The organism is Rhizobium sp. WCS2018Hpa-16 (genome assembly GCF_031843705.1).
GTDB classification, from domain to species: Bacteria; Pseudomonadota; Alphaproteobacteria; order Rhizobiales; family Rhizobiaceae; genus Agrobacterium; species Agrobacterium tumefaciens_C.
The window spans coordinates 364,026-388,663 of record NZ_JAVTIX010000001.1; the positions used below are offsets into that span (position 1 = coordinate 364,026).

At 57.4% G+C, this 24,638-nt stretch carries 16 protein-coding genes; 10 read left to right on the plus strand and 6 right to left on the minus strand.

Translation table 11 applies throughout. The annotated features are described in order from the left end of the window. Positions 1-69: 69 nt before the first annotated feature. Positions 70-1,302: a putative DNA modification/repair radical SAM protein gene (locus tag RQI55_RS01835; RefSeq protein ID WP_311272298.1), complete on the plus strand. Its 1,233-nt coding sequence runs from the start codon at positions 70-72 to the stop codon at positions 1,300-1,302. Beyond that, a complete protein-coding gene (locus RQI55_RS01840; RefSeq protein ID WP_243255375.1) occupies positions 1,302-2,786 on the plus strand; it encodes a UdgX family uracil-DNA binding protein in 1,485 nt (494 codons plus the stop codon). The genes RQI55_RS01835 and RQI55_RS01840 overlap by 1 nt, the downstream gene beginning before the upstream one ends. On the opposite strand, the gene RQI55_RS01845 is transcribed toward RQI55_RS01840, so the two are convergent. Together RQI55_RS01845 and carB are read right to left on the minus strand one after the other, a co-directional pair. Further along, a complete protein-coding gene (locus RQI55_RS01845) occupies positions 2,783-3,223 on the minus strand; it encodes an SRPBCC domain-containing protein (protein ID WP_042617269.1) in 441 nt (146 codons plus the stop codon). The genes RQI55_RS01840 and RQI55_RS01845 overlap by 4 nt on opposite strands. Before the next feature lie 104 nt (positions 3,224-3,327). Continuing rightward, positions 3,328-6,813, minus strand: a complete 3,486-nt coding sequence (gene carB / locus RQI55_RS01850; protein WP_042617268.1) for a carbamoyl-phosphate synthase large subunit — start codon at positions 6,811-6,813, stop codon at positions 3,328-3,330. Between the two features lie 258 nt (positions 6,814-7,071). On the opposite strand from carB, the gene RQI55_RS01855 reads away from it, so the two are divergent. Continuing rightward, complete coding sequence (locus RQI55_RS01855; RefSeq protein WP_243255376.1) at positions 7,072-7,740, plus strand: glutathione S-transferase; 669 nt, start codon at positions 7,072-7,074, stop codon at positions 7,738-7,740. A 59-nt stretch (positions 7,741-7,799) separates the two neighbouring features. After that, on the plus strand, positions 7,800-8,693 hold the full coding sequence (locus tag RQI55_RS01860) for a neutral zinc metallopeptidase (protein ID WP_243255377.1): 894 nt from the start codon (positions 7,800-7,802) through the stop codon (positions 8,691-8,693). Between the two features lies 1 nt (position 8,694). Here the strand turns inward: RQI55_RS01860 and RQI55_RS01865 are convergent, their stop codons facing one another. After that, complete coding sequence (locus RQI55_RS01865; RefSeq protein WP_243255378.1) at positions 8,695-9,174, minus strand: DUF2938 domain-containing protein; 480 nt, start codon at positions 9,172-9,174, stop codon at positions 8,695-8,697. 141 nt (positions 9,175-9,315) lie between these two features. Then, positions 9,316-11,400: a methyl-accepting chemotaxis protein gene (locus RQI55_RS01870; protein WP_311272297.1), complete on the minus strand. Its 2,085-nt coding sequence runs from the start codon at positions 11,398-11,400 to the stop codon at positions 9,316-9,318. A 319-nt stretch (positions 11,401-11,719) separates the two neighbouring features. Between RQI55_RS01870 and RQI55_RS01875 the strand changes: the two genes are divergently transcribed. Further along, positions 11,720-13,117, plus strand: a complete 1,398-nt coding sequence (locus RQI55_RS01875; RefSeq protein ID WP_243255380.1) for an MATE family efflux transporter — start codon at positions 11,720-11,722, stop codon at positions 13,115-13,117. 203 nt (positions 13,118-13,320) lie between these two features. On the opposite strand, the gene carA is transcribed toward RQI55_RS01875, so the two are convergent. Next, the gene (carA, locus tag RQI55_RS01880) at positions 13,321-14,526 is read right to left on the minus strand and encodes a glutamine-hydrolyzing carbamoyl-phosphate synthase small subunit (protein ID WP_042617750.1); all 1,206 of its coding nucleotides are present in this window, start codon (positions 14,524-14,526) and stop codon (positions 13,321-13,323) included. Between the two features lie 324 nt (positions 14,527-14,850). Here carA and RQI55_RS01885 point away from each other — a divergent pair, with 324 nt between their 5' ends. The 4 genes from RQI55_RS01885 (at position 14,851) to RQI55_RS01900 (ending at position 21,138) form a co-directional block, all read left to right on the plus strand. Further along, the gene (locus RQI55_RS01885; RefSeq protein WP_243255381.1) at positions 14,851-15,303 is read left to right on the plus strand and encodes a GatB/YqeY domain-containing protein; all 453 of its coding nucleotides are present in this window, start codon (positions 14,851-14,853) and stop codon (positions 15,301-15,303) included. Positions 15,304-15,626: 323 nt separating this feature from the next. After that, complete coding sequence (gene dnaG, locus RQI55_RS01890) at positions 15,627-17,606, plus strand: DNA primase (protein ID WP_243255382.1); 1,980 nt, start codon at positions 15,627-15,629, stop codon at positions 17,604-17,606. Between the two features lie 388 nt (positions 17,607-17,994). Continuing rightward, complete coding sequence (rpoD, locus tag RQI55_RS01895; protein ID WP_243255383.1) at positions 17,995-20,049, plus strand: RNA polymerase sigma factor RpoD; 2,055 nt, start codon at positions 17,995-17,997, stop codon at positions 20,047-20,049. Positions 20,050-20,172: 123 nt separating this feature from the next. Then, entirely contained in the window at positions 20,173-21,138 is a 966-nt protein-coding gene (locus tag RQI55_RS01900) for a DUF930 domain-containing protein (protein WP_243255385.1), read from the plus strand. A 6-nt stretch (positions 21,139-21,144) separates the two neighbouring features. On the opposite strand, the gene RQI55_RS01905 is transcribed toward RQI55_RS01900, so the two are convergent. After that, entirely contained in the window at positions 21,145-23,697 is a 2,553-nt protein-coding gene (locus RQI55_RS01905) for an HWE histidine kinase domain-containing protein (protein WP_243256936.1), read from the minus strand. A gap of 415 nt (positions 23,698-24,112) precedes the next feature. Here RQI55_RS01905 and RQI55_RS01910 point away from each other — a divergent pair, with 415 nt between their 5' ends. Then, positions 24,113-24,535, plus strand: coding sequence for a secondary thiamine-phosphate synthase enzyme YjbQ (locus RQI55_RS01910; protein WP_243256937.1), 423 nt, complete (start codon positions 24,113-24,115; stop codon positions 24,533-24,535). Positions 24,536-24,638: the final 103 nt, after the last annotated feature.

A 24,638-nucleotide genomic window follows, 5' to 3' on the forward strand; every position in this document is an offset into this window, starting at 1 on the left:
TAGCAGATTTACGGCCTGATCATATTCAGTTATTGACTTATATTGCAAGAACATATAGTGAACATATGCATGAAAAAGTCAATAAAAGAGCGCTTAGCAGTCCTTTCCGATGCGGCAAAGTATGATGCATCCTGCGCCTCCAGTGGCACGTCGAAGCGCAATTCCTCCGCTTCCGGCGGGTTGGGTTCAACCGAAGGTTCGGGCATTTGCCACGCCTACGCGCCGGATGGACGATGCATTTCGCTGCTGAAGATTCTTCTGACCAACTTCTGCATTTATGACTGCGCCTATTGCATCAACCGGTCCTCCAGCAATGTCGAGCGTGCCAGGTTTACGGTGGAGGAGGCCGTCTGGCTGACGCTCGAATTTTATCGCCGGAATTACATCGAGGGGCTGTTTCTGTCGTCGGGCATTATCCGGTCGTCAGATCACACGATGGAAGAGCTGGTTCGGGTGGCAAAAGAATTGCGCGTCACCCATGGTTTTCGCGGCTATATCCACCTCAAGTCCATTCCCGAGGCATCGGCTCACCTGATCGAGGAGGCCGGGCTCTATGCCGACCGCCTGTCGATCAACATTGAGCTGCCGACGGATAGCGGTATTAGCCAGTTCGCACCGGAAAAACAGCCGGTGAATATCCGCAAATCCATGGCTGACATTCGCCTGAAAATCGAGGAGGCGGGTGAGCCGACGCTTCAGACCAAACGGGTCCGAAAATTCGCACCAGCGGGCCAGAGCACGCAGATGATTGTTGGTGCCGATGGCGCCAATGACACCACCATCCTGTCCACCAGTGCGCGGCTTTATGGCAGCTACGGTTTGCGCCGTGTCTATTATTCAGCCTTCAGCCCCATTCCCGATTCGTCGAAAAACCTGCCTCTGATCAAGCCGCCCTTGATGCGCGAACATCGCCTGTATCAGGCAGACTGGCTCTACCGCTTCTATGGTTTCGACATCGACGAGATTGCCTCGACCCAGAAGGATGGCATGCTGGATCTCGATATTGATCCGAAGCTCGCCTGGGCTCTGGCCAACCGCCAGCAATTTCCTGTCGATGTGAACAAGGCAGATCGTGAAACGCTGCTGCGTGTTCCGGGCTTCGGCACAAAGACGGTGAAATCGATTCTGTCTTCGCGACGGTTCCGGCAATTGCGGCTGGAAGATATTGCCCGCTTTGGCGTGTCGTTGAAGAAGGTCAAGGCATTCGTTGTCGCAGTTGGCTGGTCTCCGGGCAAGCTGACAGAGCGCCCAGATTTGCGGGCCATGTTCGCGCCGCAGCCAGAACAATTGTCCCTCCTGTAATGTACCTGATTTCACTGGAGGGGCGGGGGGATTTTAGCGAGTGGCGCGATGCCGCTCGGCGGTTCCTGTCGGCAAATGTCGCACCACACGAAATCGATTGGCGGTTTCGGGGTGAGGAAACCGGCCTGTTTGGTTTTGAAGAGGGCGACCGTGTTCCAGAGGTGGATAGCGCCGCCAGCGTGAACGTACCTTCGGCCTTCATGCCCTTGGCACAAACCATTATCTGTCACAGCGATCCCTCCCGGTTTGCGCTGCTCTACCGTCTCCTGTGTCGGCTTTCGAAGGACAGGGCCTTGCTTGCGTTCAAGGCGGACGCAGATGTGGCGGAAGCGCGCAAGATGGAGAAAGCGGTTCGGCGCGACAGCCACAAGATGACGGCTTTTGTGCGCTTCAAGGAAGTGCCGCTGGGTGAGGGCGTCGCGGGCCGCCGGCGGTTTATCGCCTGGTTTGAGCCGGATCATTTTATTGTCGAGCGCAAGGCATCCTTTTTCCAGCGCCGTTTCACGGATATGGACTGGATGATCCTTACCCCGAACGGCTCAGCGCGCTGGGATGGCGAAACTCTGGAAACCTCGCGGCTGGCGGCATCAAAGCCCGATCTTTCCGATGAAACAGATGAGCTGTGGCGCACCTATTACGCCAATATTTTCAATCCGGCGCGGTTGAAGATCAAGGCGATGACAGCCGAAATGCCAAAGAAATACTGGAAGAACCTGCCCGAGGCAGACCTCATTCCTAGCCTCATTCTGAACGCCGAAAGGCGGGTTCTGGAAATGGGTGCCAAGGCAGCAACCGAGCCGCAGCTGTTCCACCACCGTCTTCAGGCGGCGGCGGAAAACAGGCCAGCACCAGTCCTGCCGGATGCGGATACGCTTGATGGTTTGAAGCATCAGGCGCAAGGCTGCACGCTTTGCGCGCTGCATTGCAAGGCGACCCAAACCGTGTTTGGTGAAGGACCAGCCAACGCCAATGTCATGATTGTTGGTGAGCAGCCGGGTGACGTGGAGGATCTTGCCGGTCGGCCCTTTGTCGGTCCCGCAGGAAAGGTCTTCGATCAGGTGATCGGCGAGGCTGGCATCGATCGCAAGGCGCTTTACGTGACCAATGCTGTCAAGCATTTCAAATATGAAGCGCGCGGCAAGAAGCGCATTCACCAGCGCCCGGATGCGGGTGAAGTGCAGCGTTGCCGCTGGTGGCTGACACGCGAGATCGATCTCGTCCAGCCGAAGCTCATCGTCGCCATGGGCGCCACGGCTGTCTTCGCCCTGACAGAGCTGCGGGAGAAGCTGTCAGACCTCCGGGGCAGACCGATGCCGATGGAAGGTGGCAGGATGCTGTTCGTCACCGTCCACCCGTCCTATCTTTTGCGGATACCGGATGAGCAGCGGAAAGCGGAGGAGTTGCAGCGATTTCGTGACGATATGTTGGCTGTCCAACGGTTGATGGAAATGGGCGCGAGTTCTGCCACCGCTGTCTCAGTCTAAGAGGCCAGTTTCTCAAGGAGCGAGCCAAGGCGGTCGAAATTCTGCTCGTTGGCGGCGTGAATGAACGGTTTCAAGTCCAGCAGCTCATCCGTCGCATCAAACACCATTTGCCAACGCAATGTCGTTCCCTCTGGCTCTTCGATGAAGTCCATGGCCATCGTGTAAACATGGATGGGCTCGTGATGCTCAAAGGTGATCCGTTCCGGCACCACAACGTCGCGAAACGTCGAGACGTTGTGAAACTCGTTGCCGTCAGAGGCTGTCATGGTCAGCTTCCACGTTCCGTCTGCACGAAAATCGAATGCTGTGATGGCGTTGGTAAAGCCGTCTGGACCCCACCATTTTTCCAATAGGCTGGGATCGGCAAACGTCTGGAACAGCGTTTCGCGATCAACCGGAAACAGTCTCTCGTTCAGGATTTCCAATTTCTCGGTCATGGTTCTCTCTCCGGCCTCGTCGAAGGGGCAAACGCTGCACAAAAGAAAACCGGCCAACAGAGATGCAGGCCGGTTTTGCTAAGATGGGGACGGTCTAGCCGGGATCAGAAATAGCTCTGCAATGGCCGCACGTCGAGGCTACCAGCCTTCAGCGCCTTGATGGCAAGCGCTGCAGATTCGGCACCCGAAATTGTCGTGTAATAGGGCACCTTCTGCATCAGCGTGGCGCGGCGAAGCGACTTGCTGTCAGAGATTGCCTTGTTGCTATCAGTGGTGTTGATCACCAGCTGAACCTGACGATTGCGGATGGCGTCTTCGATATGCGGACGACCTTCCTGAACCTTGTTGATCTTTTCAGCGTTGATGCCCTGTTCAGCCAGGAAGCGCTGCGTGCCGCCGGTTGCGAGAACCCGGAAACCGATCTCCACCAGCTGGCGGATGGCAGGAAGAACCCGTTCCTTGTCATCATCGCGCACCGAAACGAACACGGCACCGGAGCGTGGCAGGTCAACGCTTGCACCCAGCTGCGCCTTGGCGAAGGCCAGGGCGAAATCTGTGTCGAGGCCGATGACTTCACCGGTCGAGCGCATTTCTGGTCCGAGCAGAATATCGACGCCGGGGAAGCGGGCAAACGGGAACACGGCTTCCTTGACGGCAATGTGCTTCAGGTTGCGCGGGTCAGGCTTCTCGCCATAGGCTGCAATGGCCGCATCCAGCTTTTCACCTGTCATGATGCGTGCTGCAATCTTGGCAATCGGCGCGCCGATGGTCTTGGCGACGAATGGCACGGTACGCGATGCACGTGGATTGACTTCCAACACATAGATCGTGCCGTCCTTGATGGCGTATTGCACGTTCATCAGGCCGCCCACGTTCAGCGCCTTGGCCATCGCTGTTGTCTGGCGCTCCAACTCGTCCAGCGTTTCCTTGGAAAGAGAACGCGATGGCAGCGAGCAGGCGCTATCGCCGGAGTGAATACCGGCTTCTTCGATGTGCTCCATGATGCCGGAGACGAAGACATTCTCGCCATCGCACAGCGCATCCACGTCCACTTCGACAGCATTGGTCAGGTAGCTATCGAACAGCAGCGGGTTCTTGCCCAGCAGCGTGTTGATCTGCCCGGTCTTGTCGTTCGGGTAACGCTGCTTGATGTCCTCAGGCACCAGACCGGGAACCGTATCGAGCAGATAGGTCTGCAACTGGCCCTCGGAATGGATGATCTGCATGGCGCGGCCACCCAGAACATAGGATGGGCGAACGACCAGCGGGAAACCGATTTCGGATGCAACGAGGCGCGCCTGTTCTACGGAATAGGCGATACCGTTGTTCGGCTGGGCCAGATCAAGCTTCATCAAAAGCTTCTGGAAGCGGTCGCGGTCTTCGGCAAGGTCGATCATGTCAGGCGCTGTGCCGAGGATCGGGATACCGTTCTTCTCAAGCGCTTCGGCCAGCTTCAGCGGCGTCTGGCCGCCGAACTGCACGATGACGCCAACAAGCTCACCCTTCTCCTGCTCAGCGCGGAGAATTTCGATCACGTCTTCGGCCGTCAGCGGCTCAAAATAGAGGCGGTCAGATGTGTCGTAATCGGTAGACACGGTTTCCGGGTTGCAGTTGATCATGATGGCTTCGAAGCCTGCATCCTTCAGAGCGAATGCGGCGTGGCAGCAGCAATAATCGAACTCAATGCCCTGGCCGATGCGGTTCGGGCCACCGCCGAGAATGACGACCTTCTTGCGATCCGAAACCTGCGCTTCGGAGCGCAATTGGCCGACGAAAGGCGTCTCATAGGTGGAGTACATATAGGCGGTGGGCGATGCGAACTCGGCAGCGCAGGTATCGATGCGCTTGAACACGGGCCGCACATTCAGGCTGTTGCGCAGTTCCGCCACTTCCTTGGGACGCTTTTTCGTCAGGCTGGCAAGGCGCGCATCAGAAAAGCCCATGGCCTTCAGCGAGCGCAGGTTTTCAGCATCCGTTGGCAGGCCGTGCTCACGCACACGCGCTTCCATGTCCACGATTGCCTTGAACTGGGCAATGAACCATGGATCGATCTTGCTGTTCTCATGCACTTCGGCTTCAGACATGCCCATGCGCAGAGCCTGTGCCACCATGCGCAGACGGTCTGGCGTTGGCGTGCCGATGGCTGCGCGAATGGCGTTCTTGGAGCCTTCGCCTTCTTCGTAGCCGGGGATTTCGATTTCATCGAGACCCGTCAGGCCGGTTTCGAGACCGCGAAGCGCCTTCTGCAGAGATTCAGCGAATGTACGGCCAATCGCCATGACTTCACCGACAGACTTCATGGCGGTGGTCAGGATTGGCGATGCGCCGGGGAACTTTTCGAAGGCAAAGCGCGGGATCTTGGTGACGACATAGTCGATGGATGGTTCAAACGAGGCAGGTGTCGCGCCGCCGGTGATGTCGTTGTCCAGCTCATCCAGCGTGTAGCCGACAGCGAGCTTTGCCGCGACCTTGGCAATCGGGAAGCCTGTTGCCTTGGATGCGAGAGCGGAAGAGCGCGATACGCGCGGGTTCATCTCGATGACGACCAGACGGCCATCCTTCGGGTTGACCGCGAACTGCACGTTCGATCCGCCGGTTTCAACGCCGATTTCGCGCAGAACCGCAATCGATGCGTTGCGCATCATCTGGTATTCTTTGTCGGTCAGTGTCAGCGCAGGCGCAACGGTGATCGAGTCGCCGGTGTGAACGCCCATCGGGTCGATGTTTTCGATGGAGCAGATGATGATGCAGTTGTCCGCCTTGTCGCGAACCACTTCCATCTCATATTCTTTCCAGCCGAGAACCGATTCTTCGATCAGCACTTCGGTGGTTGGAGACGCGTCGAGACCGCCGCCGATGATTTCAAAGAATTCCGAGCGGTTGTAAGCAATGCCGCCGCCCGTGCCACCCATGGTGAAGGAAGGGCGGATGATGGCTGGCAGGCCAACCACATCAATCGCCTGTGCGGCAATGGCCATGGCGTGGCTGATGTAGCGTTGCTTGCGGTCTGTCTCGCCAAGGTTCCACTGGTTCTCGAGGTTGTCGAGCGCCTTGTCCAGTTCTGCGCCGGAAAGCTTGGCTTTCAGCTCTGCGCGTGCGGCTTCATGCGTCTTGCGGTCTGCGTCCTTGATGTCGGTGGCGTTGGCCAGCATCGACTTCGGTGTTTCCAGGTTGATCCGCTTCATGGCTTCGCGGAACAGAGCGCGGTCTTCCGCCATGTCGATGGCTTCAGGCTTTGCGCCGATCATTTCAACATTGTAGCGGTCGAGAACGCCCATGCGCTTCAGCGAGAGGGCGGTGTTCAGCGCCGTCTGGCCACCCATCGTTGGCAAAAGCGCGTCAGGACGTTCCTTGGCAATGATCTTTGCGACCACTTCCGGCGTGATCGGCTCGACATAGGTCGCGTCCGCCAGGTTGGGGTCCGTCATGATGGTTGCGGGGTTGGAGTTGACGAGGATGACGCGGTAGCCTTCCTCTTTCAGCGCCTTGCACGCCTGGGTGCCGGAATAATCGAACTCACATGCCTGACCGATGACAATCGGACCAGCGCCGATGATGAGGATGGATTTGATATCTTGGCGCTTCGGCATAGCTCTCGTTCCGCTTTTCGTGTTGCGCAAAAAACGGCCAAGGTGAAACTCACCGGCCGGGGGCGCAATTCCAATCTTTTCAGGCTAGAAGCGGCTTATAGGCAAATGTTTTGGCGAACGGAACCCCGAATCTTCGCTTTCCGACAGGAAAGTGCAATGATCATGGAACTGTCTTGCGGATTGATCCTCTCAACGACTAAAACCGTAGTTATATTAGAATGAAATAAAGTTTATTCCAGAACGATAGAACGAGGCATTATGATATCAGTCCATTATCTCGACAATTCCCGCGCACACCGCATCCTCTGGCTGCTCGAAGAACTCGGGCTTGAATACGACGTAAAGGTCTATGCACGCGGGTCTGACATGCGGGCGCCCAAAACCCTGAAAGACGTGCATCCACTCGGCAAATCCCCCGTGATCGAGGATGGCGGAAAGATCTACGCCGAAAGCGGTGCGATCATAGAGTATTTGATCGATACCTACGCAAAAGGCGCGCTCAGGCCAAAGCAGGGTACGGATGCCTACAGACGCTATGTCTATTGGCTGCATTATGCCGAAGGCTCTGCCATGCCATTGCTTGTGATGAAGCTGCTGTTTTCCCGTATTCCCCGTCAGGTTCCCTTTCTGCTGCGGCCCGTTGCAACACTCATTTCCAAAGGTGTTGCAAGCAAATTCATCAATCCGCAACTGAAAGACAATGTTGCCTTTTGGGAAAGCGAGCTCTCGAAAGATGGGCTGTTTACCGGCGGTGAACTGACGGGCGCAGACATCGCAATGAGCTTCCCGGTGGAAGCCGCCATGAGCCGCGTGGATGGCGTTGATGCACAACCTGCTATTCGGCTTTACCTGGATACGATCCGCGCCCGTCCGGCCTATCAGCGCGCGCTTAAAAAAGGCGGCGCTTATGCCTATGCCAAGAGCTGACCTAACGGAACGCTTTGCTCCATCCAGCGTTTAGGCAGGTCATTCAAGGGGAGACATCTATGCAGTGGAGAGGGCGTCGGCAATCCGACAATATTGAAGACAGGCGTGGCATGTCATCCGGCGGCTCTGGTGGCGGTGGCTTCCGCTTGCCGACTGGCGGTCGCGGCGGCGGCATTGGTATTGGCGGTCTCGTCGTCATCCTGCTGATCAGCTGGGCGCTCGGCATCAACCCGCTCACGCTTCTGTCCGGCGGTGATATCGGCTCTGATAGCGGCAGCCAGCAGACGACTGGCACACGGCCGCAGGGCCAATCCAGCGATGAGACCACGGCTTTCGTCCGTACCGTTCTGGCCGAAACGGAAGACACCTGGGGCAAGCTCTTCAGTGCTTCTGGCGAGACCTATGAAAAGCCGACGCTTGTGTTGTTTGCAGGGCAGGTTCGCTCGGCATGTGGTGCCGCGACGTCTGCCAGCGGCCCGTTCTATTGCCCTGTTGATCGCAAGGTCTATCTGGATACGCAGTTCTTCCGGGAACTGGATAGCCGCTTCGGCGCCTCAGGCGATTTCGCGCAGGCCTATGTCATCGCGCATGAGGTGGGTCACCACATTCAGAACCTGACCGGCGTTCTGCCGGAGTTCAACCGCCAACGCCAATCTATGGGCGAGACGGAAGCCAACAAAATGTCCGTCAAGGTCGAGCTGCAGGCCGATTGCTATGCCGGCATTTGGGGCAAGTCCACGCAGCAGAAGGGCATTCTGGAAGCGGGCGATCTGGAGGAGGCCATCAATGCCGCCCACCAGATTGGTGACGATACGCTGCAGAAGAAGTCGCAGGGCTATGTCGTGCCAGATAGCTTCAATCACGGCACATCGGCGCAGCGCGCAGAATGGTTCCGTCGCGGCTTCGAAAGCGGTCGGGTGGAAGATTGCGACACCTTCTCCGCTGATATCTAAGCTAGGCGAGAAGCAGCGCCGTCACATACATGCCAAGCGCGAATATGCTGTGCGCGACGATATTGAGGGCGCGCACCTTCCATGGGTTGGGCGTCTTTGATGCCGCCCAGCCAATGCCGAGGCCCGGCTGTAGCAGGAACCAGCCTGCGCCAACGGTCGCAATGCCCACCAGCCAAGGCAGCAAGAATGTGGGTGCCGCGAACCATCCATCGGGCACGATGAGGGCAAGAACAACGCCATAGACAATGGCAACTGCATAGTGTGACGCCCATCCAAGGGCGTTCTCATGTGCGTAGGGTTCAGCGTTTGCGATTGTGTCGTGGAAGACCTTGCCCTTGGGCAAATGCCAGAACCAGCGGCCTATCGGACCCCAGTTCGCGGCAGGTTGTTGGAAGAAGCGGTGGAGTATGATGGCCCACACGTCCATGAGGGCGGTTCCGCCAATACCCATTAAAATACCAGCCCAAATCATATCCGACATGATTACCCCCACTGTTTTGCTGGCGGCAACCTCTAGGCTTTTTTGCTGCTCCGACAAGTGCAGGAATGGCGTTAATTGGCAGCATGATGTGGAAAACCGTGGCCGCGTGAGCGGCCACGTTGTTGTCGGGTCAGGTGCGCATCAAGCGGCGCGACTATAGCCTTGCTCACGCTGCGCGTTGGCCAGCTGGAACTGCGCCAGCAGGGCGTTGAGAGCGGCGGCTTCCGTCGCCAGTCCGTGGCTTGCTGCCGTCTGCTCTTCGACCATGGCCGCATTTTGCTGCGTGCCTTGATCGATGGTGTTGATGGCGGTGTTGATCTCCTGCAAGGCCGTGGACTGCTCGCGGGATGCCAGCACGATGGCGTTGATGTGCTGGTTGATCTCCTGCACTTCCGCCACGATGGTATCGAGCGCCTTGCCAGCATTGCCAACCAGCGAGACGCCGGATTCAACCTGTGTCGTAGAGGCGCTGATCAAGACCTTGATTTCCTTGGCAGCGTTGGCAGAGCGTTGCGCCAATTCGCGCACTTCCTGTGCCACCACGGCAAAGCCCTTGCCAGCTTCACCAGCGCGTGCTGCTTCCACACCCGCATTCAAGGCCAGAAGGTTCGTCTGGAACGCGATTTCATCGATCACGCCGATGATCTTGGAAATGCCGGATGAAGACTGTTCGATGCCCTCCATGGCCTTCACCGCATCGCCAACAACCACGCCGGATTTTTCTGCATTGCTGCGGGCACGGGCAACCAGACGGCCGACTTCTTCGGCGCGCTTGGCGGAGTCCTGCACTGTGGTGGTAATTTCTTCCAGTGCTGCTGCGGTTTCTTCCACAGATGCTGCCTGCCGTTCCGTGCGCTTGGCAAGTTCGTCGGCGGAATGGCGGATTTCGCTGGCACCGGCGTCGATGGCACGTGCATTCTGGCCAACATTGACCAGCGCGCCGTTTAGCTTGCTGATGGATGCGTTGAAATCTTCACGCAACCGATCGATGCGTGCCACGAATGGCGTGGTGATGCGGTAACCCATGTCGCCATCGGAAAGATGCGCGAGGCCCTTGGCGAGGGAATCGACGGCGAACTGAATGTCTGCGGCATCCTTGGCGGAGAGCTGCTCGCGCTCATTGCGCTCCCGTTCCGAAAGGGTGCGGGTCTGTTCCGCGTCGCCTTCCAGACGGCGGCGCTCCATGGCGTTGGTGCGGAAGACGGCAACGGCTGCGGCCATGGAGCCGATCTGATCCGTGCGCTCCTGACCGGGAATGGTCACATCCAGATTGCCAGAGGCGAGCTGTTCCATCGCCAGCGTCATCTGCGAAACGGGCTTGATGACAAGGCTGTTCACGAGGAATGCGAGGAAGGCGATCATGCCCGCGACGGCCAGAATGGTAGCGACAACGGCGGCGATGCGGAACTGCGTAATGGATGCGAAGGCCGTGTTTTTGTCGATGACGAGGCCGACCGACCATTCGACACCGGGAAGGCCGGGCACCGCGATAAAGCTGGTGATCTTGTCAGCATCGCCAATGCTGGTCTGGGAAACGGCCTGAGAAATTTTCGGCGTTGCGACCGGGAAGAGATCAGCAAGCGTCTTGTTGATCATGGCTTCGTTGGGATGGATCAGGATCTTGCCATCCTTGTTGACAAGAAACGCATAGCCTTCGTTGCCAGCATCAACGGAGGCGATCATGGAAACCAGTGTTGTCAGCAGGAAGTCGCTTGCGGCAACACCAACCAGCTTGCCATCGCGCTTGACGGGCAGGGCGGCGCTTACCACGAGCTTGCCGGTGGTGGCATCGGTGTAAGGCTCGGTCAGAACGGTGGCATTGGCCTTGACGGCAGCCTGGTACCACGGACGCTGGCGTGGGTCATAACCTTCGCGCATCTTGGTCGATGGGAAGTTGTTGAACGCACCGGTCTCATCGCCGAAATAAGCGGACTTGAATTCGCGCGCCAGCACATCGTTGTGCAGGGCAAGCTCCAGCTTTTCCTTCGTTGTTGCCGTTACCATCGATGCGCCGACCATTTCGGTCATCATCACGCGGCCATTCAGCCAGTTGGCAATGCTCAGCGCAGACTGTTTTCCGGCAGCATTGATCTTGTCTTCAACGAAATGGTTGGCGGCATCACGCTGCAAACCATCAATATAAAAGGAGAAACCTACGAAAGCCGCGACGACCACGCATGAGGCGGCAGCGACGATCCGCGTCATTAAATTGGATTTTTGAGACACTAGCTGACCTCGGAAAGAGACCGGTGGGACCGGGTTTAATGGAGACATGCCCAATGGCGCGTACAGCGTGCATCATGCACCCAGAAAATTGCTTATCATCAAGAATCTGTAGTGTTGAACGGTAAACAAACCCTGCAAAATTGACATGGTGCGTGATGTTGAGACCACAAACTGTTGTAATTTATAATATATTATATTTTGATGACAGTTTTTGCGGGCGATATCATTCTTGCGCCAAGGGCGCGAATATCATAATCAGGGCTCGCGCTTCCCACACAGGTTGTATTGGGCGGCGGTCTTGCATTTTTGAGGTGAGCTAATGTCTTCGTCTGTTGCGGTTGAACGAGCTCCGCTGGGTCTAAACTCATGGGGCGCACATCTGCGTGCAACGCTTGCGCTTGGAATTCCACTGATCGGTGCGCAGCTGGCGCAGCTTGGCATTCACACCACCGACATGGTGATTGTGGGCCAGCTCGGCGCTGAAAAGCTTGCTGCCATGGTTCTCGCAGGCCAGTTCTTCTTCGTGGTCTTCATCTTCGGTTCGGGCTTCTCCGTGGCCGTGGTGCCAATGGTCGCCAATGCCTACGGGCAGGGGAATGCCATACAGGCGCGGCGCGCCTTGCGCATGGGCATGTGGGTTGCCATCGCCTACTGGCTTTTGACCGTGCCACTGTTTCTGAATGCGGAGAAACTCCTTCTGGCGCTGGGTCAAAACCCGGCAGTCTCGGCGCAGACAGGCGAGTATCTGGCCGTCGCGCAATTCGGCCTTTTGCCAGCATTGTTGTTTTATGTCATTCGCGGCCTTGTCAGCGCCATCGGCCGGGCGGGCATTGTTCTCTATGCCACCATCGCCATGTTGGTGCTCAATGGCTTTCTGGCCTATGCGCTGGTGCTCGGTCACTTCGGTGCCCCGGCCTTCGGCATGATTGGTGCTGCCTATGCGGCTGTCATCGTCAACACCTTCAGCCTCATCTTCATCATCGTCTATATCCAGACGCGCGATGAAACACGCCGATATGAATTGTTCGTGCGCTTCTGGAGGCCGGACTTTCACGCTCTTTGGGAGGTGGTGCGCCTCGGCTTGCCCATCAGCATCACCATTCTGGCAGAGGCCACGCTGTTTTCTGCCGCCTCCATCCTCATGGGGCAGATCGGCACGCTTGAGCTTGCAGCCCATGGCATCGCGCTGCAACTGGCTTCCATCGCCTTCATGATCCCGCTCGGCCTGGGGCAGGCGGCAACCGTGCGGATCGGTGTCGCGCATGGGCAGAATGATTATCCCAACCTCGTGCGGGCGGCGATTACGGTATACGGTGTGGCCTGCGCAATCGCTGTGTGTGGTGGTCTGTTGTTTGCCATTGCGCCTGAATATCTCGCCAGCTGGTTCCTCGACCCCAGCCTGGCCGGTGCCGCGGATGTTCTGGCCTATGCCAGCACGCTGGTCATTATCGCGGGTGTTTTTCAGTTGGTGGATGGCATGCAGGTGGTGGCCGCCGGGCTGCTGCGCGGCTTGAAGGATGCGCGGGTGCCGATGATCCTTGCGCTGATTTCCTATTGGCCCATTGGCTTCGCACTTGCCTGGGTCGCCGCATTTCCGCTCGGCTTTGGCGGACCCGGCGTCTGGTTCGGTTTCGTCGTCGGCCTTTCGGCGGCAGCCTTGCTGCTGACGACCCGCTTTTACGTGATGGTGAAGCGCCAAATGCAAACGGCCCACTAACAGAACCTTGGCGGGCCAGATTAAGCTGTTCTGCCGGGCATATTTCCATCAGGATCAGCAACGATTGTCTCGACCATACCTTTGGGTATGCTCTTCACCAACCATCGCTGCCCTGACGAAAATCTGCTCCGGCAAAACACCTCAATCTGACCCGCCAAGGTTCTATAGCGGGCCGTATATTCTCTACATTTCCTAGAGTCTTATCAGCGCTCTGCCAGCGCTGCTTCGCCCTTTTTCTCCCGCAGCAGGTTCACGAAGCGGCGGAACAGATAGTGGCTGTCCTGCGGGCCGGGCGATGCCTCGGGGTGGTGCTGTACCGAGAACACGGGCTTGCCGACGATGCGCAGGCCGCAATTGGTGCCATCGAACAGAGATGTGTGAGTCTCTTCAATGCCCTCGGGCAAAGACTTCGCATCCACCGCAAAGCCGTGATTCATGGAAACGATCTCCACCTTGCCGGTGGTGAAGTCCTTGACCGGATGGTTTGCGCCATGGTGGCCCTGATGCATCTTCTCAGTCTTTGCGCCAACGGCGAGGCCGAGGATCTGGTGACCAAGGCAGATGCCGAACATCGGCACTTCCGTCTTGATCAGGTCCTGAATAACTGGAACCGCGTAAACGCCCGTTGCAGCCGGGTCTCCCGGACCGTTGGAGAGGAAAACGCCATCGGGCTTCAGCGCCATGATGTCTTCAGCGGACGTCTGGGCAGGAACGATCGTGACCTTGCAGTCCAGACCGGCGAACAGGCGCAGAATGTTGCGCTTCACGCCGAAATCCACGCAGACGACATGATACTTGGCTTCGGTCTGCTGAAGTTCGCTGTAACCCTCGTTCCAGACCCAAGGCGTTTCGCTCCAGACGGAGGACTGGCCGGATGTGGCTTCGATCGCAAGGTCGAGACCTTCAAGACCGCTCCAGGCCTTGGCTTCTGCCTTCAGCGCGTCGATGTCGAAAACGCCGTTCGGGTCGTGGGCGATGACAGCGTTCGGCGCGCCATTTTCGCGGATCCAGGCTGTGAGTGCGCGGGTGTCGATGCCGCAAAGGCCGATGATGCCGCGAGCCTTCAGCCATGCATCGAGATGCTTGGCGGCGCGGAAATTGGATGGCTCGGTAATATCGGCCTTGAAGATAACGCCAACAGCGCCGCGGCGTGCGGCGGGCGTCAGGTCTTCGATGTCTTCGTCATTGGCGCCGACATTGCCGATATGCGGGAAGGTGAAGGTGACGATCTGGCCCAGATAGGACGGGTCGGTCAGGATTTCCTGATAGCCGGTCAGCGCGGTGTTAAAGCAGACTTCCGCCTGAACCTTGCCGGTTGCGCCGATGCCGGTTCCCTCGATCACGGTGCCATCGGCCAGAACGAGCATGGCGGTGGGTTTGCGGGTGGTCCAGGGTGCTGTCTCGGTCATCTCGTTTCCCGTTTCTGCCACTTCGGCCCGCCTCTTGAAAAGCAGGGGTAAAGCGGTCATCTTTTTTCGCGGATAAGGGCGCGCGAAAGCCTTCGCGTCGTAACCTTCGTTAAAATCCTGTGCAGGTGCCGGAAAATAACGAAAGGGGGGCGAAGGGTCAACCACGCCCACGCGAAATCCTAGGAATTTAAAGGCATCTGAATCAATGACTTATGCAAATGATTTGCCGATGCATGGTTGCTCGTTTATGCAGCGGGCGAAAATATGACGGAAACGCCTGGCCCGGATTTGCCGGTGGAGATGGCTTTCCCAAGGAGAAATGACATGATCCGCGATACTTTCGCCGATGCTATGAAAGACGCCATGAAAGCCCGCGATACACGCCGGCTCTCCACGATCCGCCTCGTTCAGGCGGCTATCAAGGACCGTGATATCGCCAATCGCGGCGTTGGCAAGGATGCGGTGTCAGACGAAGAGATTCTGCAGATTCTGGCCAAGATGATCAAGCAGCGCGAAGAATCTGCCGGGATCTACGATCAGGCCGGGCGCACTGAGCTTGCCGAGCATGAGCGCGAAGAAATCGCCATCATCAAGGGCTTCATGCCGGAAGAAATTCCGCAGGAAAAGGTGCGCGCCATCCTCGAAGGCGTCATTGCCGAGACAGAAGCCTCTGGCTTGAAAGACATGGGCAAGGTGATGGCCGTTCTGAAAGAGCGTTATCCCGGCCAGATCGATTTCGGCAAGGCATCTGCTTTGATCAAGGAATTGCTGAAGTAAGGCATCCGCTTTTAAAACGGTAAAAGGCAGGGCATATGTGGATGCCCTGCCTTTTTTGTTGCTGGGAAACGCGCTCGGGGGAAAGCGCTTGTTCGACGGAACGGGGAATTTCGCTCGAACCTTCCAGCATGCGACGACGCCGACTTTGAGCCGGTGAGGGGAGATTGAGCCGTTTTTCGCTCTGCTTCAACTTACAAATAGGTAATGTTTCGGAAGCGCGCTGCCTGTGAATAACGGGTATCACCCGTTTCGGCGCTTGGTAATTGCGCGTGGCTGGGCTTATATAACAGACTGGCCAAAACAGGCACTGATCCCAGGTAACAATGCGCTTTTCAAACTCATTTCTCGACGAGATACGTGACCGAGTGAACATCTCTGATGTTATCGGCAGACGTGTGACGTGGGACAGGAAGAAGAGCAACACCTCCAAGGGTGATTATTGGGCATGCTGCCCGTTCCACGGTGAAAAGAGCCCGAGCTTCCATTGCGAGGACCGCAAGGGCCGCTACCATTGCTTCGGTTGCGGTGTCTCCGGCGATCATTTCCGGTTCCTGACCGACCTCGATGGCATGGGTTTTCCCGAAGCCGTGCAGCAGATTGCCGATATGGCTGGCGTGTCCATGCCGCAGCCGGATGTGCAGGCGGAACGGCGCGAGCGCGAGCGCGCCACGCTTCAGGACGTCATGGAAATGGCGACGCTGTTCTTTCAGGACCAGTTGCAGACGGCAGCCGGTGCGCGAGCGCGTGCCTATCTCCGTGATCGTGGCTTGACCGGGCGCACCATCGAAACATTCCGCTTGGGCTTTGCGCCTGATAGCCGCAATGCGCTGAAGGAGCATCTGGCTTCCAAGGGCATTGCCAAGGAGCAGATGGAAGCCTGCGGTCTGGTGGTGCATGAAAATGTGCCGGTGTCCTATGACCGCTTTCGCGACCGCATCATGTTTCCCATTCTCTCCTCGCGGGAAAAGGTGATTGCCTTTGGCGGGCGCGCCATGGCCGCCGATGCGATGGCGAAATATCTGAATTCCAACGAGACCGAGCTCTTTCACAAGGGCAATGTACTCTATAATTTTGCGCGGGCACGGCGCGCCACCCAATCCTCCGGCACTGTCATTGCCGTTGAAGGCTATATGGATGTCATTGCGCTCTATCAGGCGGGCGTCGAAAATGCCGTGGCACCGCTCGGAACGGCGCTGACGGAAAATCAGCTCGACCTGTTGTGGAAAATGTCCACCCAGCCGGTGCTCTGTTTCGATGGTGATGGTGCGGGCATCCGCGCCGCCAGCCGCGCCGCAGATCTCGCCCTCCCGCATATCAAACCAGGGCGCTCCGTCAGCTTTGCCCTGTTGCCCGATGGCAAGGACCCTGATGATCTTGTGCGCCATGAGGGAAGGGCGCCGTTCGACCGGGTTCTGGCCGAGGCCAAGCCGCTGGCCGCGATGATCTGGAGCCGTGAGACGGCAGCCGTCACGTTCGATACGCCCGAAAAGCGCGCCGAGCTTGAAAACCGGCTGCGCCAGATCGTGTCTGTGATTGGCGATGAAACGGTCCGCCGGTTTTACCAACAGGACATGCGCGACCGCCTGAATTCGTTTTTCCAGCCGCAGTTTCAGCGCAACAATGGGCCGAATGGAAACTTCAGGCGTGGCGATGGTACCAATAATCGCCCCGGCCAGAGAACCCCGGCGCGTGGAACGACCACGGGTTCGGGTAGCATTTCAGATCGGCTCAGCCAATCCGGCCTGGTGAAGGGATATCTCGGCGCACCCGCCTTGCGCGAAAGCGTGCTGGCGTTAACCATCGTCAATCATCCGCAGCTTTTGCTGGAGGAATATGACGAGATTGCCGCCATCGATTATGAAAACCGCGATCTGCAAAAGCTCTGGTCGCAGGTTTTAACCTATGCGGGCGAATGCGCGGCGGAACTTTCCCGCGATGGTCTGGTTCAACGTCTGGAGGCTCAAGGATTCGATGCGCTGTTGAAAGCGATGAACCAGCAAGTGCGCAATGCGCGGCTGTGGACCGCCACCGAACAGGCGGCGCCGGAAGATGCGCGTGAAGGCTACACGCAGTCGCTTTCGCTTCACAAGCGCACCAAGGCGTTGCGCTGGCAGAAGATAGACCTTGAACGCGAAATCGCGGAAGCAACGGAAGCGGGAGACGGCGAGCATATGGTTCAACTGATGCGCGCCCTCTCGGAAGTGCAGCTGGAGATCGGGAGAATGGAAAATCAGGAAGCGATCATCGATGGTTTCGGCGTCATGTCCGGCAGGGTCAAGGGGCCGGCCTATGGGCACGGTTAAGTGTTTGATGGTGGCGCAGGCTTGTGTTTTGCGCAGATAGACCTAAATAGGGGTTAAGTTGGTGAAGGCCCGCAAAATGTCGCTGCAATGACGGCTTTTTTGGTTTTTGACCCTCGGTCTGGCCATAAAGGCTTGACGTGAAGGGAAATAGCGGGAATCACCATTCCAGGAAAGTAAGGTGGAATGGGCCTTGGCGGATCGAAACTGCGTAGAGAAGCATTTTTGGATGCACTGTCTTGATATTCCGCCAGTGGGAGCCGTGATTAAGCGGCAATTAAAGATCATTCCGTTAGGTGTTTGACAGTGATTCGCGGCCATTGCCGGATGCTCCAAGGGGCAAACGGTCATGCGGCGAAGCGGATTAGCGTCAGGGAAAGCGACGAGATAGATGGCAACCAAAGTCAAAGAAAACGAAGAAGCTGAAAACGAACGCGATGCTGCGACGGATGGGCCGCTTCTCGATCTTTCGGATGACGCGGTCAAGAAAATGATCAAGGCCGCGAAAAAGCGCGGCTACGTCACGATGGATGAGCTGAACGAGGTCCTGCCCTCGGATCAGGTCGACCCTGATCGCATTGAAGACATTATGGCGATGCTCAGTGAAATGGGCATCAATGTCGTCGAAGACGAGGATGCCGAAGAGGCAACCACCGAAACCGAAGATAAAGAGGCCGACGACGAAGAGTCCGAGGGCGGCGAACTTGCGCCTTCCGCTGGCACCGCGCTTGCCGCTGCCAAGAAGAAAGAACCGACGGACCGCACGGATGACCCAGTGCGCATGTATCTGCGCGAAATGGGCTCTGTCGAGCTTCTGTCGCGTGAAGGCGAAATCGCCATTGCCAAGCGCATCGAGGCTGGCCGTGAGACAATGATCTCCGGCCTGTGCGAAAGCCCGTTGACGTTCCAGGCGCTCATCATCTGGCGTGACGAGCTGAACGAAGGCACGACGCTTTTGCGCGAGATCATCGATCTCGAAACCACCTATTCCGGCCCTGAAGCCAAGGCTGCGCCGCAGTTCCAGAGCCCTGAAAAGATCGAAGCAGACCGCAAGGTTGCTGAAGAGAAAGAAAAAGCCCGCCGTCTGCGCAATCCCGGTGGCGAAGATGATGTAACCAATGTCGGCGGCGAAGGCCTTCCGCATGAAGAGGAAGAGGAGGACGATGACGAGTCCAACTTGTCTCTTGCTGCGATGGAAGCTGAACTGCGACCGCAGGTCATGGAAACGCTGGATACGATTGCCGATACCTACAAGAAGCTGCGCAAGCTTCAGGATCAGCAGGTCGAGGCTCGCCTTGCTTGCACCGGCACGCTGTCCACCGGTCAGGAACGCCGCTACAAGGAACTGAAGGATCAGTTGATCACGGCTGTGAAGTCGCTGTCTCTGAACCAGAACCGCGTCGATAGCCTTGTTGAGCAGCTCTACGACATTTCCAAGCGTCTGATGCAGAATGAAGGCCGTCTGTTGCGCCTTGCCGAATCCTACGGCGTCAAGCGCGACAGCTTCCTTGAGCAGTATCACGGTGCGGAACTCGATCCGAACTGGATGAAGTCGATTGCCAATCTGGCCGCCAAGGGCTGGAAGGAATTCGCACGCGAAGAAAACAACACGATCCGCGATATCCGTCTGGAAATCCAGAATCTTGCTCAGGAAACCGGCATTTCCATCGCCGAATTCCGCCGCATCGTTTCCATGGTCCAGAAGGGTGAGCGCGAGGCGCGTATCGCCAAGAAGGAAATGGTTGAAGCCAACCTGCGTCTGGTTATTTCGATTGCCAAGAAATACACCAACCGTGGTCTGCAGTTCCTCGATCTCATTCAGGAAGGCAATATTGGCCTGATGAAGGCGGTCGACAAGTTCGAATATCGTCGCGGTTACAAGTTCTCGACCTATGCGACATGGTGGATTCGTCAGGCTATCACCCGTTCGATTGCCGACCAGGCGCGCACGATCCGTATTCCAGTGCACATGATCGAAACGATCAACAAGATCGTTCGCACATCGCGCCAGATGCTGCATGAAATCGGCCGCGAACCGACGCCGGAAGAACTGGCTGAAAAGCTGGCCATGCCGCTTGAAAAGGTGCGCAAGGTTCTGAAAATCGCCAAGGAGCCGATCTCTCTCGAAACCCCTGTGGGTGACGAAGAGGATTCACATCTGGGTGACTTCATCGAAGACAAGAACGCGCTTCTGCCAATCGATGCTGCCATTCAGGCCAACCTGCGCGAAACAACCACGCGCGTTCTGGCATCGCTCACACCGCGTGAAGAACGTGTTCTGCGCATGCGCTTCGGCATCGGCATGAACACGGACCATACGCTGGAAGAAGTCGGACAGCAGTTCTCGGTTACCCGCGAACGTATCCGTCAGATCGAAGCCAAGGCGCTGCGCAAGCTCAAGCACCCGAGCCGTTCGCGCAAGCTGCGCTCGTTCCTCGACAGCTAACGGCTGGCGATACGACAGAATCAAACCCGGTCAGTTCTTTTCTGGCCGGGTTTTTGTTTTTCAGGATGGTATTTGCATGTGTGAGGGGCGATTCCTCTCACGATTTAAGGACATGATGTTCTGATGGAACCGACGGCTAAGAACAAATGGTGGCAAGGGAGCTGGACGATTCCGGTTTCGCTTCTGCTGCATGTTCTCGTCGGCGCGACCTATCTTCTGTCTTCCAACTTCACGCCTGCACCGGCAGAGCCTGAAACGGTCAACGTTGAAATGGTGGAGCCGCCGAAGGACGACCCGCCACCAAAGCCCGAGGAAAAGAAGGCCGAAGAGCCCCCGCCGCCGCCCGCGCCGGAAAAACCAGCAGAGCCGCCACCACCGCCTCCGCCGCCCCAAATGGCGCCTGTCGCCATCAGGCCCGGCCCGACGCAATTGGATGAACGCGACGAGCCCGGCGAGCAGGATGCGGGTGGGCAGGAGCAGAAAGAGCCCGAGAAGCAGCCAGATGTGGCGCAGCCTGCTCAGACGCTGCCTGACGTGGCTGAGGAGAAGCCTGAGCCTGCTGCAGCGGCTGAGAAGGCCACTGCAGACGAGGGCGAGATTGCTGCGGCTGAAGCACCGCCGCTGCTTGACGTGGCAACCGTGGCTCTGCCCGTGCCCAAGCCTGAAACAAAGCCAGCGCCGGAACCAGCAAAGGCAGCACCCGATGGTGAGGAGGGGCCTAACCTGAAGCCCGCCAAGAAGATACTGGTCGGGGCAAAACGCCCCGGTGCCATGTTGCGCCAGATCATGGGCAACCTGAAGCCAAAGGATCGCGTGGCGCAATTGTGCGTGGCCGAGGCAATGGCTCAGATAAAGCAGGAGCGAAACGGGCAGTATGACGGCCTTGAGCCGCATACCGGCAAAAACTATCCGATTGCCGGAAACCTGATGAATGCGCAGGGCGCATTCAATGTCGGTACACAATGGTTCCCGATCAACTATCGCTGCGAAGTCGATATCGACAACTACATCGTGACCGACTTCCGCTACGCGATTGGTGCAAAGCTGACGCCAGATGACGTCAAGCGCTTGAAGCTTGTCGTTCGCTAGCCCCTATCAGGCAGGAACCTGCTTGCCGACAAGCTTACCGATGGATGCCAGCAAAGCATCCTCATCATAGGGCTTGTGGATAACAGGCACGTGGGAAAATTCCGGCGGTATCATGATGCCATCGGCATAGCCGGTGGCGAACATGAACGGAATGCCACGGCGCAGAAACTCATGGGCAACGGGTATGGAGGTATCCGAGCCGAGGTTGATGTCGAGAATGCCCACATCAGGCGTCACATTCTTCAATTTCTCCAGCGCGGTCGTCGATGACGTTGCTGTCTCGATATCTGTAATGCCGTGCGCTTCGAGCATGTACTCGACGTCCATGGCAATCAGCATCTGGTCTTCGACAAGAAATACCCGCAATGGTTCCTCCGGGGAATAGGGTCTGGAATAGGGCCGCTCCGATGCCGCAACTGCCTCTGGAGAGGTCGTGGGTCCCGGCGTTGCGTGGCGGGCAGGCAGCAGGATTTCGGCTTCGATGCCGTGAGGTGTGTAGGTGATCTTGCTTTTTCCGCCGAGATCATAGGGAACGCTGCGGTTGATCAGCGCCGAGCCAAAGCCCGTTCTGGTCGGTGGTGTCAGTGTGCCGGGCACAGTCTCGCGCCAGGAAACAACGCAGTCACCGATATCGTTCAGTTCCCACAGCACGGAAAGCTTGCCACCGGCTGGCGCAAGCGCCCCATATTTCGCGGCATTCGTTGCCAGCTCATGCAAAACGAGAGCCATGACCGAAAAGGCGCGCGCGTCGAGAAGAACACTTGGTCCACGCGCCTCAACTTCAGCATTTGGAGAGCGGTGCGGAGAAAGCTCTGCATCCAGCAGATCCCGAAACAGGCCGCCGCCTTCACCGCGAATGACCTGGTCATGCGCAAAGGACAGCGCCTGAATGCGCCCCTTCAGGGCCGAGACATATTCCTCGAGCGTGCGTCCTTCCTGCGTGGGGTTGCCCACCAGAGACTTGATAATCGCAAGCACGTTTTTGACGCGGTGGTTCAGCTCTTCGTTCAGCATGCGCTGACGCACTTCTGCCTGCGCACGTTCACCCGCCATCAACTCGCTGTGGCGGAAGGCAACCTCCACGAGGGCAACGCGGGCTGCCTCGGCAATCTGCCGGTCATCCTCGGTCCATGGCTGTGCCTGTTTGTAAACGGTCTCCTTCCACAGCGCAAAGCTCTTGCGCGGCGTCAGGCGGTCGCCAAGTGGGCCGGTCTCGTAGGATTTTTCTGGATTTCCACCCCAGTTCAGGGTCTGCACCAGTTCGCGACGGAAGAACAGCAGATAGTCATCCTTGACCTGCGACAGCGGAACAGCCAGCACGCCTGCAATCTCTCCTGAGAGATGTTCGGCTTCCGGCAGGTTGTGGATGAGGGAGTGGGTTGCCCACACGCGCCCTTCCGCAATGGAACTGACCAGCCGCCCAAGTTGCGGCGCCATATCTTCCGAAGGCGCGTGACCCTGGCTGCACCAGCGCCCATTCATCCACACAGCCACGCCATCGCAGGGAAGAAGTGACCGGAAATCGGCAAGGTTCTCCACCAGCAGTTCTTCGATATTGTTGTGGTGCGCAGCAAGACGCAGGAACTTGTCCAGCGAGGCATGCGCCTCCTGCGCTGTGATGAGTTTTCGCTTCTGCTTCAGGGCCTGAAGGTGGAGGGAGAAAAACTCCCCGAACATTTCAGCCGCAATGCGCGTGGGCATTGGCAAGATACGGGGCGAATAATGGTGGCAGGCAATCAGCCCCCACAGCTGACCATCGATGATAATCGAGATCGACATGGAAGCCGATACGCCCATATTGCGCAGATATTCGCAATGGATGGGTGAGACGCTGCGCAAATGCGCAAAAGAAAGATCGAGCGGCTCACCCGAAAGATCCAGCACAGGCTCCACCGCAATGCGCTCGCCGTTGGAATTGGAAATGATCCGCAGGGTGTTCTTGAGATAAAGCGTTCGCGCCTGCTGCGGAATGTCGCTGGCGGGAAAATACTGGCCCAGAAAGCTTTCCAGCGCCGGCTGCTTTGCTTCGGAAATTACCTTTCCGGCACCATCCTGCTCAAACCGGTAGACCATCACGCGATCATAGCCCAACATCGCCTTGACGAGCCGCGTGGCGCGGGAAATCAGGCTGTCCACGCTATCTGCTTCGCGAATGCGGTCGATCATCAATTGCGCCGTGTGCAGAGGCTGCGCTTCCTCGCTGGCCGGTTCCAGCTCGATGATGGTCACGGATTTGTAGCGATGGATTGCAATGTCGAACAGCGTTCCAGCGGGCAGCTTGACGCTTGGCAAGAGCGCAGGGCGGCTGCGGTTTGCGGTCACCGTCAGCGCATTTCTCAAATCGTGAACGACAGTGGCGCCGAGAAACTCCTCAATCGGCTTGCCCGTCATCGAGGCGGAGATTCCCAGCATCTCAGCGCAGTTGACCGAATGGCGCAGCACCGTGCGCATGGCACTGTCGCAGGCAATCAGACAGCCATGCGGCTGTATGTAACCGGGAATATGGATGGGTTCCCTGTCGCAATTGGTAAGATCGACCTGCTGGTTTGGCGACGTCATAGAGTAGTCTTTCGATTTGGGAGAGAGGCCGTATCTATCGAGTTTCGTCTCATCCATAACCGAATATGCGATGTCGAAGAAGCATTGAGCCTTTGTGTGGAAACTGCAAGGGGATTGGTGTGGCTGCGCACTTGAAGATCGTCATACATGCGTCGTGCCGTTCCCCGTTGTGCCCGGTGTCACGCCAAACGCTCGATATGAAGCGGGCGCGCACAACATCACCTGTGCAGTAGAACGACAAGTCTCGGGATTTTGTTCCAGTCAGAAATGCTAGAATACGGGAAGTATTTGCGACCAGCGTTAATCGACCCCAGACCTTAGCCTTTACTGTCAAACCAGTCCAAACAGGATTTTCGCCACAGATAATGATATGGGTCGCTGCCACCTCATTCCCGACCTGAAAGTGAACATCGCCATGCCACAGAAGTTGATCGGTATTTCCACGCGCGGGCAGGGGCTTTACGAGTTTACGGATGCGGCTCTGGCTTTCGTCAGATCTGTCGATCCGGAGGAAGGGCTGCTCACCGTGTTTGTGCGCCACACCTCGTGTTCGCTTCTGATCCAGGAAAATGCAGATCCGGATGTGCAGCGGGATCTCAAGACGTTCTTTGCACGAATGGTCCCGCCGTCCAGCGATCCATCGATGGATTGGGTCGTCCATACTGCGGAAGGCCCTGATGATATGCCTGCCCATATCAAATCAGCGCTGACGCAGGTCTCCATCGGCATCCCTGTCACCCATGGAGATCTTGTGCTTGGAACGTGGCAGGGCATCTATCTCTTCGAGCACAGAGACCAGCCCCATAACCGCCAGATCTTCCTCCATCTCTCGACATGAGTGGCGTCGTCGAAATTTAGCAATAATGAATACAATCTGAATGTCCGGTTCTGAAAACATTCACACCGCTCTGGATATCGTCATGACAGTCGACCGGGCCGTC

Bases quoted from the DNA above. Each gene is read 5' to 3' on its own strand.
- RQI55_RS01885 (WP_243255381.1), top strand. From the start codon at position 14,851: ATGATCCGCGATACTTTCGCCGATGCTATGAAAGACGCCATGAAAGCC.
- RQI55_RS01845 (WP_042617269.1), bottom strand. From the start codon at position 3,223: ATGACCGAGAAATTGGAAATCCTGAACGAGAGACTGTTTCCGGTTGAT.
- RQI55_RS01905 (WP_243256936.1), bottom strand. From the start codon at position 23,697: ATGACGTCGCCAAACCAGCAGGTCGATCTTACCAATTGCGACAGGGAA.
- rpoD (WP_243255383.1), top strand. From the start codon at position 17,995: ATGGCAACCAAAGTCAAAGAAAACGAAGAAGCTGAAAACGAACGCGAT.
- RQI55_RS01900 (WP_243255385.1), top strand. From the start codon at position 20,173: ATGGAACCGACGGCTAAGAACAAATGGTGGCAAGGGAGCTGGACGATT.
- RQI55_RS01860 (WP_243255377.1), top strand. From the start codon at position 7,800: ATGCAGTGGAGAGGGCGTCGGCAATCCGACAATATTGAAGACAGGCGT.
- carB (WP_042617268.1), bottom strand. From the start codon at position 6,813: ATGCCGAAGCGCCAAGATATCAAATCCATCCTCATCATCGGCGCTGGT.
- RQI55_RS01910 (WP_243256937.1), top strand. From the start codon at position 24,113: ATGCCACAGAAGTTGATCGGTATTTCCACGCGCGGGCAGGGGCTTTAC.
- RQI55_RS01840 (WP_243255375.1), top strand. From the start codon at position 1,302: ATGTACCTGATTTCACTGGAGGGGCGGGGGGATTTTAGCGAGTGGCGC.
- RQI55_RS01835 (WP_311272298.1), top strand. From the start codon at position 70: ATGAAAAAGTCAATAAAAGAGCGCTTAGCAGTCCTTTCCGATGCGGCA.
- RQI55_RS01875 (WP_243255380.1), top strand. From the start codon at position 11,720: ATGTCTTCGTCTGTTGCGGTTGAACGAGCTCCGCTGGGTCTAAACTCA.
- RQI55_RS01865 (WP_243255378.1), bottom strand. From the start codon at position 9,174: ATGTCGGATATGATTTGGGCTGGTATTTTAATGGGTATTGGCGGAACC.
- RQI55_RS01855 (WP_243255376.1), top strand. From the start codon at position 7,072: ATGATATCAGTCCATTATCTCGACAATTCCCGCGCACACCGCATCCTC.
- dnaG (WP_243255382.1), top strand. From the start codon at position 15,627: ATGCGCTTTTCAAACTCATTTCTCGACGAGATACGTGACCGAGTGAAC.
- carA (WP_042617750.1), bottom strand. From the start codon at position 14,526: ATGACCGAGACAGCACCCTGGACCACCCGCAAACCCACCGCCATGCTC.